This is a genomic window from Caulobacter sp. GW821-FHT10A10, from assembly GCF_059415745.1.
Genome location: NZ_JBWKNV010000010.1, coordinates 140,205 through 157,281, shown reverse-complemented (window position 1 = coordinate 157,281; position 17,077 = coordinate 140,205). Strand labels below are relative to the sequence as shown.

Here is a 17,077-nt window from a genome sequence, read left to right as displayed (position 1 = left end):
AGTGGACATTCGGTAGCTATGGGCGACGGGAAAGACGGCTTTGGCGTCCGGCCGAATATCGTCGCTATACGGTGCCAGTTCACCGCGCGCCATAGCGCGCCAGCGGACCTTCAGCCAAATTTAGCGGTAGGGCATTGGCGCGTGGCGTAGTGAGACGTTTTCAAGGCCGCTTAGAGCGACACTCTTAGGCCACGTTTTGCCTCGACCTGCAGATACCGCATAGCGATCGGATTTTGCCGCCAGAGACGCCCGCCTGGGGACACCGCGAAGGCAAAAGCTTCATCTGCCTGGCCTGGTGTCACGTAGTCGGGCGGGTCCAGCGTCAACACCTCGGTGGCGTGCAGGTATACTGGCACGTGCCGATTGGCTGTGAGCGCGTCCCCAAGGCGCTGCTTGCGTTCAGGCAGAGGAGCCCGCGTCGCGATGGAATGGTAGGCCAAAAGGTAGAGCCAATCCGTCTCAACCACGTCGTCCATGGCCTCCCGGAAGCATTCGAACTGCGCAAATCGGCCCGCCATTAGCAGGGTTGCCCCTAAAACGGGGCGCACCCGCTGATGATCATCGGGGTCCAGCACCAAGAGCCGCGTGAATTGAGCGACGGCCTCGTCATATTCAGTCCGCTGCACGCAGCACAGGGCGTAGCCGAGGCAAGTACGCAAGTACTCCCGGCCAAAGGCGACATACCAAAGCTGTCCAATGTCGGCGTCCAGTCGCTCGCCAATATCGCGTCGAGCTAGCTCGCGGGCCGCAAGCCACGCGGCCGCCGCCTCCCGCGTGTCCTGGTGCAGGCTCCGCGCCACCGCCGCGTAGGCGTCGCTTAGCGCGGGGGCAACGCGAACGGCGCTCAACGCAAGTTCCAGGCGCGCTGACGACGGCGCGATCTCGATAGAGTCGAGTATTTCATGGGCGGCCTCGCGCGCGGCGTACTCGACCGCGTCTGTCACGCGATGCGTCCCTGAAGGGCCGCGTCCAGTCGATCGAGCATCGCCGGCCGCACGATCGGTTCAGGATCGGGAAGGCGCGCCGTGGTCTTGGCGCCCCAGTTTCGATCGACCGTCAACTGGCGATCCTTCTGGATGATCTTCTCGGCTTCAAGGTCTCGGTACTTGCGCTTGTTGTGCCAGGCGACGATCACGCCCAGAGCCTCGGGCGTCAGGCCAGCTTCAAAGCCTTTGTAAGCTTTTTCCAAGTCCTTCGCACCGGCCAGGACTCCGCGCAACTCGGTCAAGGCGTTCAGCAAGTCCTTGGTGCTTATGGCCCCGTGCGGCCCATCCGTTGGACGAGCCAATGTCGCGCGCGCTTGCGCCAAGCGCTCCAGGAGGAGGCGGATTCGCGCGCTCGGCGATGGACCGCTGTAGAGGGCCGAACCGACGACTTGACCGTAAGACACGTGGACCGTTTTGTAGATCGGATCGATCTTCGCCGAGCCTCCTCGTCGCGCGGCGATGCGCTGCTCGGCGGCGTGGTCGCGCACGTCCTCCTCGAGCAATAGCGTCGGCGGAGAAGCCTTGGCCGCTTCCATAACTGCGTCATGAAAGTGCCCCGACAAGTGGCGCATCTGCGAACGCCAGTCGAGCACCGCCGCGACCCCGGGACTCGCGCCCCACTCTTCCAGGGCCTTTCGGGTCAACTCCAGCAACGGCAATGCAGCCTGCCGGCCTTTGAGCGCGTCGGCGCGGCGCTGACGGGCTTCGAAATCGCGAGCAGCCAAGCGAATGACTTCACCGCCGTTGCGCTTAGCGCAATCCTGTCCAATGACGCAGCGCTGGCCACCGCCGTATTCGGCGATCCAACCCTTCCAGTGCGTTTCTTCCTGACAGAGAGCGCACCAAACGTAAGGCTGGACCTTCCGACGGTCTCGCAGATTGCTTGGCGGCGTGATGTCGTAGGATCGAAGGAACCGTATGGGCGCGCCGGGCGGCGGCTTGGCGGGGTTCAGATCTGGCTCAGCCAGCTCCGGTCGATCCAAGACTTTGAAATCGTGATGAAGAAGTTCAGCGTCCGTCCAAGTCGGGTTTTTCAACCGTAGCTCCACAGCATGAGGGAGGGGAACAAATCGGCACAAAGCAAGAACATAAACCTACCGCGACGCTCGAAGGCGAGCATCCGACGTATCTATCCACGAGACCGGCGGCTATCGGGTTAGGTCCAGCTGCTGACACAGCTTCTCTAGGAACCCGAAGGTCTGGATCTTCTTCAGGACCAGTTCGTCATCGACGGCCAGACCGCCAAAACCACCGTCAGGCATCTCGATACTCCTGTGCTGTCTCAACGACACTCGCCTCCACGCCGTGGTCGAGGCGCACGCCCCAGGGGTAGCGGGCTGGCAAAGCCTTTTCATACTGGTGGATCGTCACCGGCGGCAGGTTGCGGCGGTCGTAGAGGCGGCCGAACCGAAAGGCGACGCTGTTCTGAGCCGCCAGAAAGAGGTCGATATGCCCGACGCCGCGATTGGCCAGGGCGATGAGCGTCTCCAGGAACTGCTGGCCTAGGGCGCGCTGCTTGTCTTCGGACCAATGACAGTCCGGCGCCCCTCCGGGGAGGACCAAGGTCACCAGCTGCGCATCGGGACGCAAGCGACGAACGGCCTGCAGATCGACGCCATAGGAGACCGAAACCGCTAGCGAGACCTTGGCCGCACCCTGTTCGACAGTGGCCAGACCGGCCGTTTCGAACCGGGCCTCATCGTCAGGTTCGTCCAGAGGGCGCCAGTTTTCCCGATGCCGGTCCCAGTCGAGTATTCGCACGGGGCCTTCGTCGTCGACGAGCGCGCCGGTCAGGAAGGTCAGCGGCACGGGCGCGAGACCGCCGTAGACGACCGTCACATCGGACCGGTCCAGTCCATCTGTTCGGCGTTCAAGGTCGCCGGGCAGGGCCAAGAGCTTTCGCAAGGCGACGGCTGGCTCGGCGATCTTGCCGTCGGTCAGTTGTCTGAGATTCAGCAGCAGGGCTTCGCGGTTGCCCTCAATGTCGGCCGGTACGGCGTCCGCCACCGGCGTTCCGGCGGTGTCGCGCAGGCCGCGGACCTCGATGGCGATGACCTTCTTGCGCTGCAGCCGCCGGCGCTCCTCGGCGAAGCGGCGCCATTCCATGATCAGCCCGGCAAGGATCAGCACTGCGCCCAGACTGAAGCCGGCGATCTGCAGGGCCGCCAGCGTCCCGCCGCCGCTGTCGACCACCAGATCCAGGCCCCAGTCGGGACCAAAGGCCTTGGCCCGTACAACCCAACTGACGGTAAACACCAGCGCCAGTATCGCCACGCCGGAGCGGATCAGCGCTAGGCCGACCGACCGCCGGCGAAAGAGCCAGTCGATCGCCTGGTTGATGAAACGGTGCAGATGCGCCTTCATCGGCCTTCTCCTCTTTAGCCGATGTTGACGATGAACTGACCGCTACGCGCCGCCAGCAGACCGTTTTTGACGATGAAGCATTCGATGCTGTGGACGCCGGCGTAGAGGGTGTCTTCGCGGCGAGTGAGCTTGCCGACGCTGACGACGCCCTCGTTGAAACCGCCGCGCAGGCCGCCGGCTACGGCTGCGGCCTCCGAACCGGTGTTCACGACCTGCCAGTAGACCTTGTACGGCGCGGGCACGTTGGTCTCAGCCTCGAAGGTGAGGCTGCAGCGCTTGGGCAGGTTGGAGCCGCCGTTGTAGTAGCGGTCCGGCCGAAAGCCGCTACGTTCGACCAGCGCCGACCCAATTTGAACATGACCTTGATCCACGGCCGCCCAAGGGGCGGGCTGGCGGTGCGGCGGATTAAGGATCTGACGAATCGCCGAGGCCGCGGCGCCGGCCGCACGCGCCGCGCTTCCCTTCAGGCGGTCGAACACCTGGGCGGTGATCCGGCTGCGCAGTCGCGGTTCCAGCGACAGGGCCGCGCCCGCGCGGCTGCTGGCCGCCCCAGCCGCATAAAAGTCGGCCCGGGCCTGGCCGAGCCATTCGTAAAAGGCTGCTTTGCGTTTGGGATGGGAGACCCAGCGGTCGGCGAAGTTCTCCGCGCCATCGGTGGGGTTGGCGATCCAGCGCACGCCATTCCTGGTTTCGATAAACGTGTCCATCTTGCTCAGGACAGCCAGGAGCGTCGCGCCAATCGTCGTTTGCTGCCCGTAGGCCATCGCCGCCAAGGTGGTGATGATGATTGAGATCGGCTTGTCTTCGCAGCGATCGGCGAACATCAGGTCGCGATGGTGCTTGAGGATCTGGATGGCGCTCTGCAGCGGCGTGCGGACGGCGTATTCGGGGATGTCCTCGACCGACGCTCGGGCTTCCATGGCCAGGACCCGCCGACGGGCTTCGAACACCGCCGCCATCCGGGCTTGGAACCAGCGCGCATAGCCTCTGGGATTGCTGTGCGGCCAGTCGGGAGAATAGCTGCGGTAGTTGCGGTGATCCTTGTCGGTGATCGCGATCGCCGTGTCGGTCCAGGTGGTCGACAGGCCAGCGCTCTCGAGCAACAGGCGCTGGCGCGCTCCGTCCGGAAGGGCCGGCAGGGCGTCGAGGTGGAATTGGGCTCCGTCGTGGTACTGCAATGTCCAGCAGCGGCGGCCTTCGTCAGGGGGCGCCATGCCCTTGCTCTTGGCGTAGCTGGCCATCTCCGCGCCGAGCAACGCCTTAACCTGAGCCTGGGTCAGGTTCGACTTCGACAGGTTCATCTCGCAGACGAGATCCAGGTCGTAGTCCCCGTCCGCCGAGGCGGGCCGAACGGCCGTGCCGAGTTGGAACGAGCCCTGGATGTAGACGTCCGGGTCCGTGCTCAGCAGGGTCGATTCCGGGCGATGAAGCCAGGCGGCGAGCGATTTGTAACTGCGGTCGGCCGCCTGGTAGCGGGCGTCGGAAACCTGCAGGGCGTCGGCGAGCGCCTCCAGGACCTCCTCGGCATTGCGGCTGTTATTGAGCAGGGCGTTCATGGTGCTGATCTCCTTTCTCGCCCGCTCTTCGGTTTACACCACATGCCGAAACAGGCTTCACTGTTGTCAGAATGGTGGCTAAAGCCCGATATTCAAGAGGGATCGGTTTACAAAAATGTGCGTTTTATTATTTTTTGTAAACTCGCGGAGTCGACCATGATCGGACATCGCCTGAAAATCGCCCGCGCCGCCGCGGGATTATCGCTCCGGGAATTGTCCGCGCGCATGGACGGGCTGGTCACGGCCCAGGCGGTTGGCAAGTACGAGCGCGACGAGTCCATGCCCAGCTCGCGCGTGCTGATCGGCCTGGCCCAGGCCCTCGGTGTCAGCGAAGGCCATCTGCTGAGCGATGAGGAACTGGTCCTGGAGGGGGTGGATTTTCGCAAGAAGGCTTCGGCGCGCGAAGAGGCGACCATCGAGGCAAAGACTCTGCAGATGCTGGAGCGCTATCTGGCGGTCGAGGACCTGCTGGGCTTGCGCAGCATCGACTGGGAAAAGCCCCGCAGCGCGCCCTACCCTATCGCCGATCTTCGCGACGCCGAGGACGCCGCGCGGTCTGTTCGGGACGAATGGGGTCTGGGCCACGACCCGATCCCACGCTTGGCCGAACTTCTCGAAGAGCGTGGCGTCAAGGTGTTGTCCCTCGATCTCGACGACATCGACGGTCTCGCCGCGCGGGTGCGACGGCGCGGACGCGACGCTGCGCGGGTCGTGGTGATCCGAGGCAATATCTGGAGCGAGCGCAAGCGTTTCACCCTGGCCCACGAGCTGGGTCATATGGTGATGAGGTTGGTGGGCGACCTGGACGAGGAAAAGGCGGCCCATCGCTTCGCTGGGGCCTTCCTGATGCCCGCCGATGTCCTGCGCGCTGAGGTCGGCGCGAATCGCTCCAGCATCGGCATCGCGGAGTTGGCGGCGCTGAAGCGTCGCTTCGGCGTCAGCATTCAGGCCCTGACCTATCGCTGCAAGGAGCTTGGAATTATCGACCAGAAAACGTTCTCGGCGCTGTTCAAGGTGTTTACCGACCACGGCTGGCGCACCGCGCCGTTCGAAGAGCCCGAACGCCTGGATCCCGCCTACGAAGTGCCCAAGCGCTTCGAGCGGCTTTGCTATCGGGCCCTGGCCGAGAATATTGTCAGTGAAAGCCGCGCGGCCGAGCTTCTCGGACTGAGCCGTCAAGAGCTCGAGGCGCGCCTGGGGGGCTGGGAGGCCTAATGACGATCCTCGTCTCGGACACCGCGGTTATCAATGACCTGCAACGAGGCGATTTCCTGGAGGCCGCGTTTGGCCTGGACGAAACCTTTGTCGCCACCGACGTCTTCGTGCGCCACGATCTTGGTACGGAGCTCCGCGATCGATTGGTCGGCCTTGGCCTCCAGGTCGAGACCCTAGGCGAAACCGAGGTGAGAACCGCCACGACCTTATCGCGCCAGGAAAGGGCTCTTTCCACGTCCGAGGCGTTTGCCTGCACGCTCGCGGGTGCGCGCAGCTGGGCGTTGTTGAGCGGCGAGGGGCCCCTGCGTCGCATCGCCGAAGGGCGCAAGATCAAAGTCCGGACGCTGTTGTGCATCGTCGATCTTCTTGAGCAGAAAGGTCATTCGTCATCCGCATTGCGGGCGGGTCTTGCATCGATCGCCGGTAAGTCCCGTTGCAAGATACTCCGGGCCCAGGTCGGTCAAAGGTTGCGACGCTACGATCGAAACTGACAGCCGCTCGAACGGCGTTGAGGCGAAGCGGTCACCAACTCCGAGCGCTAACGTTCGGTCGGTAACCAAGCCTTGATCGCGGGCCTGGCCCATTCCGGCGCCGGCGGCTGAATGACGACCCTTGGTCCGGATCGCCTGAAAAACGGCCTGATGATCGCGGGCGCGCCGAACGAGTTGTCGAACAGGACGACTTCGTCGGCCAGCGCCATCGCGGCGGGCAACAACCCCAGCGTCCGTGGGTAGCGAGCTCGGATTTTCTGATCGGGCACATCATGACCGCCCAAGGCCACCCGTTGACGCACACGGCCCACATTCAGTTCGACCGACTCCGTCGCGACGAAATAGACCGCCACGCGAAACCCCGCAGCCTTGGCGGCCGATAGCACGTCGATCTTGGACGCATGGGACATGACCGTCTCGAACGAAAAGCTCGCACCCGCCTTCAGGCGCTCCCCGCGCTGCTCGTCGGCGATCGCCTGAGCCCGCGCCACTCGCTCACGGTAACTGCCTGTCAGTGTCTTGGCGATCTCGTCAGGATTGATGTAGTGGCCAAGATCAACGCCATCGCGCCGCAGCTGTTGGGTCAGCGTGGTTTTTCCCGAACCGTTCGGACCGGCGATCATCAAGACAAACGGCTGGTCAGGCACTCGGCCTGCGCCGCGGTTCGATCAGAACCAGGTTCGCCGCTATGGAGCGCCTTTTAGTCTGGCTGGGCTGGTAGGCTATGCGAGCATGTTCCGCGCAGTAGGGGCTCTCATCGACCGCGCGTCGGCCGCAGAACGTAAAGCCGTCCGTGCTCGGATCGCCGATCGGCCATTTGCACATGTGGACGCCGAGCGTCAGGATCTGGGCGGCGCGGTCGGGCGCGCGTTCCGTTGCGCGCGCCCGCAGCGCTACCGGTGGCTTGTCCTGCCCCGACAAGCCAAGACGCTGAATCTTGTGCTGGACCGCGTTCCCGGTGACTCCACCCAGACGCTCGGCGATTTGCCGAGCCGAGAGGCCTTCGAGCCAAAGCGTCTTCAAGGTCGCCAACCGCTCGAGCGACCAGGTTGTCGCCGAAGCTGGCGTATCCAACGCCGCGATGGGCACGCCGGCGCGCTCAGCCTCCTCGATCGCAGCTGCCGTGGCGCGCTCGCCCGTTGCGATCAACGCGTCGAATGTCAGGTCGAAAAGGGACCGGCTCATAGACTGAATATAGCGCGTGAGCATCCATCGCGGTAGAGGCGGTCATTCACGGGGAACCAGCCTTGGCGGACTATGAAATCAGGTTCCTCAAGCCTGATGGTTCGCATGGCGCCGTCGCGCGGGTGTCGTGTGAAGACGACCAGGCCTGCAGGGCTCATGTGATCAGCCAGTGGTCCCAGAAACCCTGCGAAATCTGGCAGGGAGACAGGCTCGTTTCTAGCCGGACCTCGCCTCGGTTTGAAGCGCGCCTGCGGGGCGTTGTTCGTCCCGGTTCACCAAAGCCGGCGATGGACCGATCCCTCATCAGCGTCTGGTCGCTCGCCAACATCGCTCGCGCGGGACAGCCGGTCTCCGAGCGGGAACAGGAAGTCCTCGATGGCGCGGCGCGGGCTTTATTCGCTCATGTGCGTCAAGCCTTGTCGCCGCACGCCGTCTGGATCCGGTCCGAGAACGACCCCGAAGCGCCTACCCAGGCCGATCAAAAGGTTCACTTCGGCTTCTATCCTATGCGCCTGGGCGGTGCTGAGGTGGCGAGTGGCTATGCGACCTTGGCGATATTCTCGCGCGAGCGGGATGGCGTTGACGTGTTTGAAGACATCGTCTCGGCAACGGAGACGGCGATGAACGCCGCAGGCACGCTGCCGGCCGGCGGCGTTGGGATCGTGATCGACCGGTGCGAGCGCCGGGCGCCGGCTCGCACCGGGGTCTTCCTGTTTGCGCCGCTGGTCTTCAGGTGGCGTCTGGCCAAGATCGATGACTTGAACTGAATTTACGTCTGCGCTGCTAGCGGCAAGGGTACTGGGGATTCAGTCGAGTTTGCCGAGGTGTCGGCGATCTGGTGTTGTCCCATACCCTCGGCCCGACCTCCGCGAGGAAGGGTCGGCGCTGACACGCGCGATGCGCCGCGCAAGCCAGGAACGACCGATCAATGTTCAAAGGCGTGTTCTCCGGCCCGGCCCTGACCGCCGCCCTCACCGCGGAGATCGACCGGACCGAGCGTGGCGTCGCCGCGCAGCTGGGGCCCTATGATCCGGTCGTGACGCCGCAGAGCTGGCACCGAATCCTGCAGGGGGCCGAGGAGCTAATAAACTTCCTCACCGAGCCCCTCGACGATGAGACCCTGCACGACGCCATTGCCGACATGCCCTTGGCCGCGGCGGTCGGGCCTCGGCGCGCCTGGCTGGAGCAAACCATCCGCGGCCTCTACGACGGCGATATCGAGACCCGGATGCTCGAGGTGCTGCAGTTGGTGCGCGCCTTTGATTTGGGGTGCGCCGCGAGCGGCATGGCCCTCGGCCTGACGACCGTGGCCCACGCGGTCGGCTATCTGCATACGCGCCGCCGCAGAATGGTTTCTCTACTCTATGTGATGCCCCAGCTCTGCCAGGGGACATCGAAGGCGCGCACGGCCTTCGACCTGGTCCCGTTCATGACGCTTATCGAGCTGTCGGCGGGACCACTGATCGATCTGGCGCAGATGCGGATGCTGAACCACGTCTTCGCCGACTTCACCGTCCACTCGGACGGGGTCCGATACGCCGCCAATCGCTCCGCCGATCTGCTGGATCAGGGCGGTCTGGATCCCCAGCGAGTTTCGGTGCTCGACATGATCGAGCACGGTATCGTGGGGAACGCTCCGGATGGCTCGCACCTCGATGCGCGTCGACTGTTGTCCAAGGCCGAGGTCGTTCATCAGATCGCCCTGATCGAGATGGCCTACGCCGAATTCGACCTGGCCGGCACCAGCTTTAAACCGGTTTGCGATCTCATCTTGCCCCTGTTGCGCGGCCCAGAGAGCCATGTCGTCAACGCGCCCGCCGAGCCGTTCCTGGCCGCGGTGGATCTGCTGGCGGCGCGTTGGCCTGGCGTCAGCCGATCGGCGTTCGTACATCAGGGCGTGATGCTCGGCGCGGCGCTGGACGGGCATCAGCCGTTCGTTCGCATCGATGATCAGCTGGTCACCAACGTGACCTTGCTGACCCGCTTCATCAACGACTGGGCGAGCAGGGTCTTGAGCCGCAAGAAGCGGTTCCAGATCCGTTCGGGCTTCCTGTTTGAGAAGAAGGTGCGCGAGGTCCTGGAGGCCGCGGGGTTCACGGTGGCCCCGGTGCGGCGTATCCAGCGGCGCGAATTTGACGTGGTCGCGACCCGCAACGGCGTGATCCATAATTTGCAATGCAAGAACAACGTCATCGACGGGCGCCTAATCGAGGGCGAGCCGGCGCGCTATGCGCGCTACAACAACGCCGTCGTCGCCAGTCATCGCCGAGCCCTGGTCAAGGAGCGGGGACGAGAACAGCTGCTGCAGGACGAACTGGCGCTGGCCGAGATCCGCCACTACGTGGTCACCCGTTTCCCGGTCCTGTGTGACGACGTCGACATCATTCCGTTCGCGCGTTTGGGAGCCTGGGCGGGTCATCATCGCGGGTAGATTGAGGCCCACCACAATCTCACGTCTTATGGAGGCATTCAGCTAGCGCTCGCGCCGTGCTGGAGCTAACCTTGGCTAAAGGCCAAGCTTCGGCAGAGTTTTCCGCTCGACGGACACCGATGGAGCGGAGGAAACGATGATTGAGGTTCACCCCAAGCTGTATGTCGGTTCAGAAGCTGACGAGCAGGCCATTCGAGGCCAGCAGGGCTGGTTCGTGGTTCACGCCTGCAAGGAGCCCTACCATCGGCAGGCGCTGGGCTACACGGGTCGAGCCGCGGCCAAGGACCATCCCGAATACCTGATGGCGCGACGGCCAGGTCGGCTGATCCTGAACCTGGTTGACGTGCCTGACGTCAACTACGTGGCTTCCGAAATCGTCGACACCGCCATTGAAGCGATCCACGAAAACCTCGGCGACGGCCAGGTGCTCGTCCACTGCAACCAGGGCGCCTCGCGTTCGCCGACCCTGGCTCTGCTCTACCTCGCAAAGCACACCGATCGTTTCAAGGGCATGGCTTGGGGCGAAGCGGAGGAGGCTTTTAGGGCAATCTATCCACCGTGGGCGCCGGCCTTGGGCATGGCGGACTACGCGCGTCTCAACTGGGCCAGGTACGCTTAGACCCATTGCGCCGGAAGTATTGGAGCGAGTTGAGGGACACTGGCCATGACCATTCAGTCGATCAGGCGGACCGTTGTCGTCCAGAGCCGCTTGGCGATGCGCGAGCAACGTCTTGCGGCCGCGCGCGAACGCCACCAGGGCCTGCAGGTCATGACGATCGAGCAGTTGGCCGCGCGACTGGCGGGCGGGTTCGTTCGACCGATCGACGAGGAGGCTTTGCGAGCGGCGATCCAGTCGGTCTTGCCGGCGACGCCCTTGGCCGAACTGGAGGCCATCAAGCAGTTGCCCGGTATGGTGGATGCGGCGACCGAAACCCTGAAGAAGGCTTGGCGTGCTGGTGTCGATATTGCCGGTCGCGCCGCTCAGCACCCACGGTTGGATGCGATGGCGCGTCTGGAGGCGGCTGTCCTGGCGACGCTCCCGGCCGGCATGATGCGCCCCGCTGACCTGGCCGCCGCCGCTCAACAGCGCCAGCAACATGCTCCAGCCGTGTTGGGCCCTGTGGACATCGTTGGAGTGGCCGAGCTCGCGCCCTGCTGGCGGCCGCTTGTGCTGGCGCTGGCCAAGAATACGTCGGTCACTTGGTCGGCCGGACCCCGCCCCGCGCCAAAGTGGTTGGACGCATCAAGCGTGACGGTCAGGACCGAGCCGCCCCAGACGCCGGCGCTCACGGCGGTGAGCGCGGCCACGGCCTACCACGAGGCGATCGAGGCGGTCCGGTGGGCGCGCGACCTGCTGGCGTCGGGCCAGGCTCAGCCTGCCCAGATCGCGATCGCGGCGGCCGGCACCGCCGACTATGATGATCATTTCCTGGCGCTTCGCGCCGACGCCAATCTCGACCTGCACTTCGTCCATGGCGTCAAGGCGACCACGGTGCGCGACGGCCAGGCCGCCGCGGCCCTCGCCGATATCGTCGTTCGTGGTCTGTCTCAAACGCGGATGCGACGCTTGGCGGCGTTGTGCGGCGAGGCCGCGCCTTTTCAGACCCTGCCGGCCGGCTGGATGCGCGTCCTTCCCGCTGATGCGCCCCTCGCTTCACCCGAAGCCTGGCGACGCATGCTTGACCGTCTGACGCCAGCCAGCTGGCCGGATGGGGAGGATCACACGGCATCCCTGCGCGAGCTCGTCGAGCTTCTGACCCGAGGAGCCGACGCGGCGGACGAGATCGGGGAGGCGCTGCTGGTCGGCCGCGCGCGCGCCATCTGGCGCAAGGCGTTGCTGGCGGGGCCGGCCGGATCGCTCGAGGCGTCGATCGAAACCATCAAACTGGACGATGGTCTTGAGGCGTGCATTTCAGTCGCCTGGATGCCCGCCAGCGCGCTGGCCGGTTCGCCGCGCCGGTTTGTCAGGCTGTTGGGACTGAACGCTGCGCGATGGCCACGCGGTCTTTCCGAAGACCGTCTCATCCCCGATCATGTCATCGCCGCCACCGAGCTCGATCCGCTGCCGATGGGCGCGACCGATCGTCGGGATTTTGCGACCATTCTCGCTACGAGCGGCGCACAGGTCGTGATGTCGCGCGCCCGCCGCGACGGCGAGGGACGACTTTTGGGGCGCAGCGCCTTGCTCGCGGGCTCCGGCCCGGAGACCTATCTTCGCCGCAACGCCATTCCCCTTCATGCCTTTAGCGAGACCGACCGACTGACGGCGCGGCCGACGGAATTCGCCGGCGCGCCGATCGCCGTGAGCGCGCTCGCGACTTGGCGCGATTGGCGGCGTGACGCGATCACAGCGCATGACGGCCAAATTCGCGTCGACCACCCTGCGATCTTGGCGATCCTGGGCCGGACCCAGTCGGCCAGCTCGCTGAGCTTGCTCCTGCGCAACCCCCTCGGCTTTGTATGGCGCTATGGGCTTGGACTTGGTCTGCCGGAGAGTGGGACCGATCCGTTGGTTCTCGACGCGCTGGCCACCGGCGACTTGATCCATCGGACGCTCGATGTCGCGCTCCAAACACTCGAGGCCGGCGCAGGGCTGGCCAGAACGGACGCCGCCGGCGTCGCAGCGGCGGTTGAGGCGGCGGCCGGCGCTGTCGCGGCCGACTGGGCCAGCGAGCGCGCCGTGCCCCCAGCCGTCATTTGGCGGCGTACCTTGCAGGACGCACGGGTGTTGGCCGAGCGCGCCTTGGTCCACGACGATGCGCCCTTGCCCGATTGCCGCTCCTACAGTGAAGTGGCCTTCGGCGGCGCTTCGCCCAAGTCGGCCGCCGTCGCCCCATGGGACACCCAGACGCCCGTGCGTATCCCGGGGGCGGGATTTCAGATCTCCGGCTATATTGATCGTCTCGATCTGGCCGGAAACGGGCGGCAGGCCTTGGTGCGCGACTACAAGACCGGCCGGCCGCCGAAGACCGAGATCCACCTCAACGGTGGGCGCGAGCTGCAGCGGTGCCTTTACGCGTTCGCGGTTCGAGCGCTCCTGGGGCAGGACGTGGCGATCAGCGCCTCTCTGCTCTATCTGCGGGACATGAGCGATCTGCAGCTCGCCGATCCCGAAGCGACCTTGGCGCAGGCCATCGGCTATCTGAGCGCTTCACGCGAAGCCCTGCGCGGCGGAGGCGGCCTTATCGGGCCCGACGCGGGTGGCGACTACGACGACTTGGCCTTCGCGCTCCCGGCCAATGCCAGCGCTGACTATTGCCGACGCAAGACGCCCGCCGCGACCTTGTCGCTTGGCGATGCGGCGCAAGTTTGGGACGTCCCCTGATGACGACGATCGCCTCACCTGCCTTGTCGGACGACGCCGAACGGCGGATGGCCATCGGCGCCCTGGATCGCTCGCTTCTGGTGGAGGCGGGAGCCGGCTCGGGAAAGACCGCGGTCATGGCGGGCCGCATCGCCGCCCTGCTAGCGCAGGGCGTCGCGCCCGGATCGATCGCGGCGGTGACCTTCACTGAGTTGGCCGCCGGCGAGCTCCTGGCTCGGGTTCGTGAGTTCGTCGCCGCCTTGGCGGCTGGCCAGACGCCGGCAGAGTTGCGCGTGGCGTTCCCTGACGGCTTGTCAGAGGAGCAGGCGCGCCACCTGGCCGTCGGCGCGGCGGCGATCGATGAGATCACCTGCTCGACGATCCATGGATTTTGCCAGCGACTGATCAAGCCCTATCCGGTCGAAGCCGATATTGATCCGGGAGCGAGTGTCATGGACCGGGGCCAGGCCGATCTGGCCTTCCTCGAGATCGTCGAGACCTGGTTGCGCGGTCAACTATCGGGCGGGCAAGGCGGGATCATCGCCGAGATGGTGCTGCACAATCCCTCCGACACCGTCACGCTGATCCACGCCATCACCGGCAAGCTGCGCCAGCGGCCGAGCCTGTCGGCGCCGGCCGTTCTTCCGCTCGCGCCTTCCCTGACGGCGTTCCGACAAGCGGTCTTGGCGCTCGCCGATTTTCTCGGCGCGGCCGCCGTTGTCGAGCCGGAGACGGCGGTGATCGCTGACCTGTTCAGCCAGATGGCTGACGGCCTGGAGGTCGATGCGGTTATCGAGACGCCCGCCGGCCTCGTTCGGCTCTTGGTGACCCGCCCGGCCGAAGCCCTCTGCACCAAGACCGGATTCCGCGCCTATCAGAAGAAAGGCAAGTGGGGCGAGGAGGCCAAGCGCGCAGGTCTGTCAAAGGCTGACGGCGACCAACTCAATGCGGCCGCACACGATCTCTATCGGGCCTGCTGCGAGACTTGGACCCGTTTGTCGCAAGCGGTCGTTGGCCGTGTGCTCAGCGATCTGATCACCCAGGTCCGGCCGGTGCTGCAGCGCTATCGTGATCACAAGCGCGCGGCGGCGCTGCTCGACTTCGACGACCTGATATTCGCGGCGCGCGATCTCTTGCGCGACCATGATGCAGTGCGGCGAGCCCTGGCCACTCGCTTCTCCCAGGTTCTGGTCGACGAATTTCAGGACACCGACCCGCTCCAGGCTGAAATCTTCTGGCGGCTTTGCGGTGATCCACCGGCGGTCGCCCCGACCGATGATCCTTTCGACTTTCAGATCCGGCCCGGCGCCCTCTTCCTGGTCGGCGACCCCAAGCAGGCGGTTTACCGGTTTCGCGGCGCCGACGTGGGCGCCTATGTGCGTGCGCGCACGACCTTGGAGGCGCAAGGCGCTGACAGCGTCCTTTCGATCGCGACCAATTTCCGCTCCTGCAAGTCGATCCTGACCTACGTCAATGAACGCTTCGAAGGCTGCTTGTCCGCCGCGGGGCAGCCTGGTTTCACCGCGCTTCAGGTGTTTCACGATGATCGTCCGGAAGGCCTCTGCCTGGCGGCGCTGGACGTGGCCGTGGCCGACGCCGACGGCAAGGCCTCGGCCGACCGCCGCCGAGACGGTGAAGCCGAGGCGGTGGCTGAGGCGTGCGCCCGTCTGATCGGCGGTGAAATGATCCTCGACCGCCGTTCGGGCGCTATCCGTCCGTGCCAGCCGGGAGACATCGCGCTGCTGGCACCGACCGGCAGCGATCTTTGGCGCTACGAGGAGGCGCTTGAGCGGCGTGGTATCCCCGTGGCCACCCAGGCCGGGAAGGGCTTTTTCCGGCGTCAGGAAGTCCAGGACCTGATCGCCCTCACTCGGGTGCTGGCCGACTCGCGCGACACCCTGGCGCTCGGCGCGCTTCTGCGCGGCCCCTTGGTGGGATTGACTGAGGAGGAGTTGCTCGATCTGGTCTGGGCCTTGCCGAGGCCGGACGACGCACCCGACCGCCTGCCGAAGTTGTCGGTGACTATTGACGTGGCCGCTATCGCTCATCCCACTGCGCGCCTGGTGTTCGAACAGCTCCAGGCGCTGAGGCGGCGGATCAACAGCGCCACGCCCCATCAACTGCTCTGCGAAGCGGTGGACGTGTTGCGAGTGCGTCCGATCCTGATCGCGCGCCATCGCGGCCAGGCAGAACGCGCGTTGGCCAATGTCGATCTCTACCTCGACCTCGCCCGACCGTTCGCAGTACGGGGCTTGCGCGCCTTCGCCGAAACGGTCACCGCCGCCTGGACGGACGAGGCCCGAGCGGTTGAAGGCCGACCCGACGCCCAGGAAGAGGCGGTCTCGCTCTACACCATCCACGCCGCCAAGGGCCTGGAGTGGCCGATCGTCATCCCGATCAACACGATGACCCAGACCATCGCCGCGGATTCCATTTTCGTCGATCGCGCCAACGACACCTTGTATGCGCCTGTCTTCGGCGCGACGCCGTCCGGTTACGATGATGCGCGAGAAATTGAAAAGACCGAGCTGAACCTGGAACGGGTTCGCCTTTGGTATGTCGCCGCGACCAGGGCGCGCGAGTTGCTCGTGCTTCCGCGACTGGACGTGGCGCCGGCCGGATCGGCTTGGATCGCGTTGCTCGATCTTTCGCTTTCCGATCTCGTCGCGTTGGATTTGGCGCACCTGCCTGCCGATATCGAACCTGCGGCAGGCGTCGAGCTGAACCGGCAGACGCGGGAGATTTTTGCTGCTGAAGCCGCAGCGATCGCTGATCGCCAGGAACATTTGAGCTGGTTGACTCCGAGTCGTGACGAGCGGGCCGAGGGCCTTGTGCTTCAGCCGGAGGCGGCCCAGATCTGGGTCGACGAAGGCGACGTCCAGACGGCCGGAGGCATCGACGTGCTGGACGTTCAGGGCGGACGCGACCGGGGTTTGATCCTCCACAAGCTGATGGAGGAGGTGCTGACCGGCGAGGTGGCTGACGATGATGCGACGCTGATCGCTCGCGCTCGAGACCTGATCGGCCAGCTTGGCAAGGTGGTAGTCAACAATCCCGCCGATGGCCTCGCGCCGGGCGAACTGGCGGCATGCGTTCGACGGACCCTGGCCTTGCCTGAAATCCAAGGTCTTCGACCCTCGCTGATCCCGGAGCTTGGGGTCTTCGCGTCCTCTTTTCTCGACGGGGTTGAGCAGGCGACGGTAGGCGTCGCGGACGCCACCAGCTTCAACGCCGACGGCGCGGCCGAGGTGGTGGTCGATTGGAAAAGTGATGTTCAGCCTACACCGCAAGCGCTTGACCACTACCGCGCCCAGGTCGGCGCCTATCTGGACATGACGGGCGCTGAGCGAGGCCTGATCGTCCTCATGACAAGCGGGACCATTCTGGCGGTTCCTCGCGGCGGACTTGTGCCCCACGCTTGACCCGTCAGAATACGCGGCCGCCGAGAACATAGGTTAGGCGCGGCTTGGACTGTGCCTCTCCGCATCTCGTCCGGTGCCTGCGGTTGTCTGAAGGCGCTTAGCTCACTAAAGTCGCTCAACCAA

General features: G+C 65.2%; 13 protein-coding genes. 7 read left to right on the top strand and 6 right to left on the bottom strand.

What is annotated here, in order from left to right; genetic code table 11:
• Positions 1-170 precede the first annotated feature (170 nt).
• The 4 genes from AC07NS_RS23750 to AC07NS_RS23735 form a co-directional block, all read right to left on the bottom strand.
• A complete protein-coding gene (locus AC07NS_RS23750) occupies positions 171-944 on the bottom strand; it encodes a hypothetical protein (RefSeq protein WP_494607289.1) in 774 nt (257 codons plus the stop codon).
• Positions 941-2,023: a hypothetical protein gene (locus AC07NS_RS23745; RefSeq protein WP_494607287.1), complete on the bottom strand. Its 1,083-nt coding sequence runs from the start codon at positions 2,021-2,023 to the stop codon at positions 941-943. Before AC07NS_RS23745 ends, AC07NS_RS23750 begins: the two co-directional genes overlap by 4 nt.
• A gap of 217 nt (positions 2,024-2,240) precedes the next feature.
• Positions 2,241-3,350 carry an SAVED domain-containing protein gene (locus AC07NS_RS23740; RefSeq protein ID WP_494607285.1) on the bottom strand — a complete coding sequence of 370 codons (1,110 nt, stop codon included), beginning with the start codon at positions 3,348-3,350 and terminating at the stop codon, positions 2,241-2,243.
• A 14-nt stretch (positions 3,351-3,364) separates the two neighbouring features.
• On the bottom strand, positions 3,365-4,906 hold the full coding sequence (locus tag AC07NS_RS23735) for a nucleotidyltransferase (RefSeq protein WP_494607283.1): 1,542 nt from the start codon (positions 4,904-4,906) through the stop codon (positions 3,365-3,367).
• A 156-nt stretch (positions 4,907-5,062) separates the two neighbouring features.
• On the opposite strand from AC07NS_RS23735, the gene AC07NS_RS23730 reads away from it, so the two are divergent.
• Complete coding sequence (locus AC07NS_RS23730; RefSeq protein ID WP_494607281.1) at positions 5,063-6,121, top strand: ImmA/IrrE family metallo-endopeptidase; 1,059 nt, start codon at positions 5,063-5,065, stop codon at positions 6,119-6,121.
• The gene (locus AC07NS_RS23725; RefSeq protein WP_494607279.1) at positions 6,121-6,612 is read left to right on the top strand and encodes a PIN domain-containing protein; all 492 of its coding nucleotides are present in this window, start codon (positions 6,121-6,123) and stop codon (positions 6,610-6,612) included. The genes AC07NS_RS23730 and AC07NS_RS23725 overlap by 1 nt, the downstream gene beginning before the upstream one ends.
• A gap of 47 nt (positions 6,613-6,659) precedes the next feature.
• Here AC07NS_RS23725 and AC07NS_RS23720 read toward each other — a convergent pair whose 3' ends face one another.
• Both AC07NS_RS23720 and AC07NS_RS23715 read right to left on the bottom strand, forming a co-directional pair.
• Complete coding sequence (locus AC07NS_RS23720; protein WP_494607277.1) at positions 6,660-7,259, bottom strand: ATPase; 600 nt, start codon at positions 7,257-7,259, stop codon at positions 6,660-6,662.
• Positions 7,252-7,758, bottom strand: coding sequence for a GcrA family cell cycle regulator (locus tag AC07NS_RS23715; protein WP_494607421.1), 507 nt, complete (start codon positions 7,756-7,758; stop codon positions 7,252-7,254). The genes AC07NS_RS23720 and AC07NS_RS23715 overlap by 8 nt, the downstream gene beginning before the upstream one ends.
• A gap of 101 nt (positions 7,759-7,859) precedes the next feature.
• Here AC07NS_RS23715 and AC07NS_RS23710 point away from each other — a divergent pair, with 101 nt between their 5' ends.
• The 5 genes from AC07NS_RS23710 to AC07NS_RS23690 all read left to right on the top strand — a co-directional run bounded on the left by AC07NS_RS23710 (position 7,860) and on the right by AC07NS_RS23690 (position 16,954).
• Positions 7,860-8,564: a hypothetical protein gene (locus AC07NS_RS23710; protein WP_494607275.1), complete on the top strand. Its 705-nt coding sequence runs from the start codon at positions 7,860-7,862 to the stop codon at positions 8,562-8,564.
• 161 nt (positions 8,565-8,725) lie between these two features.
• Positions 8,726-10,228 (top strand): hypothetical protein, encoded by a 1,503-nt coding sequence (locus tag AC07NS_RS23705; protein WP_494607273.1) that lies wholly within the window; start codon positions 8,726-8,728, stop codon positions 10,226-10,228.
• A 136-nt stretch (positions 10,229-10,364) separates the two neighbouring features.
• Positions 10,365-10,847: a protein-tyrosine phosphatase family protein gene (locus tag AC07NS_RS23700; RefSeq protein ID WP_494607272.1), complete on the top strand. Its 483-nt coding sequence runs from the start codon at positions 10,365-10,367 to the stop codon at positions 10,845-10,847.
• A gap of 45 nt (positions 10,848-10,892) precedes the next feature.
• Positions 10,893-13,553: a PD-(D/E)XK nuclease family protein gene (locus AC07NS_RS23695; protein ID WP_494607270.1), complete on the top strand. Its 2,661-nt coding sequence runs from the start codon at positions 10,893-10,895 to the stop codon at positions 13,551-13,553.
• A complete protein-coding gene (locus tag AC07NS_RS23690; protein WP_494607269.1) occupies positions 13,553-16,954 on the top strand; it encodes a UvrD-helicase domain-containing protein in 3,402 nt (1,133 codons plus the stop codon). The genes AC07NS_RS23695 and AC07NS_RS23690 overlap by 1 nt, the downstream gene beginning before the upstream one ends.
• Positions 16,955-17,077 lie beyond the last annotated feature (123 nt).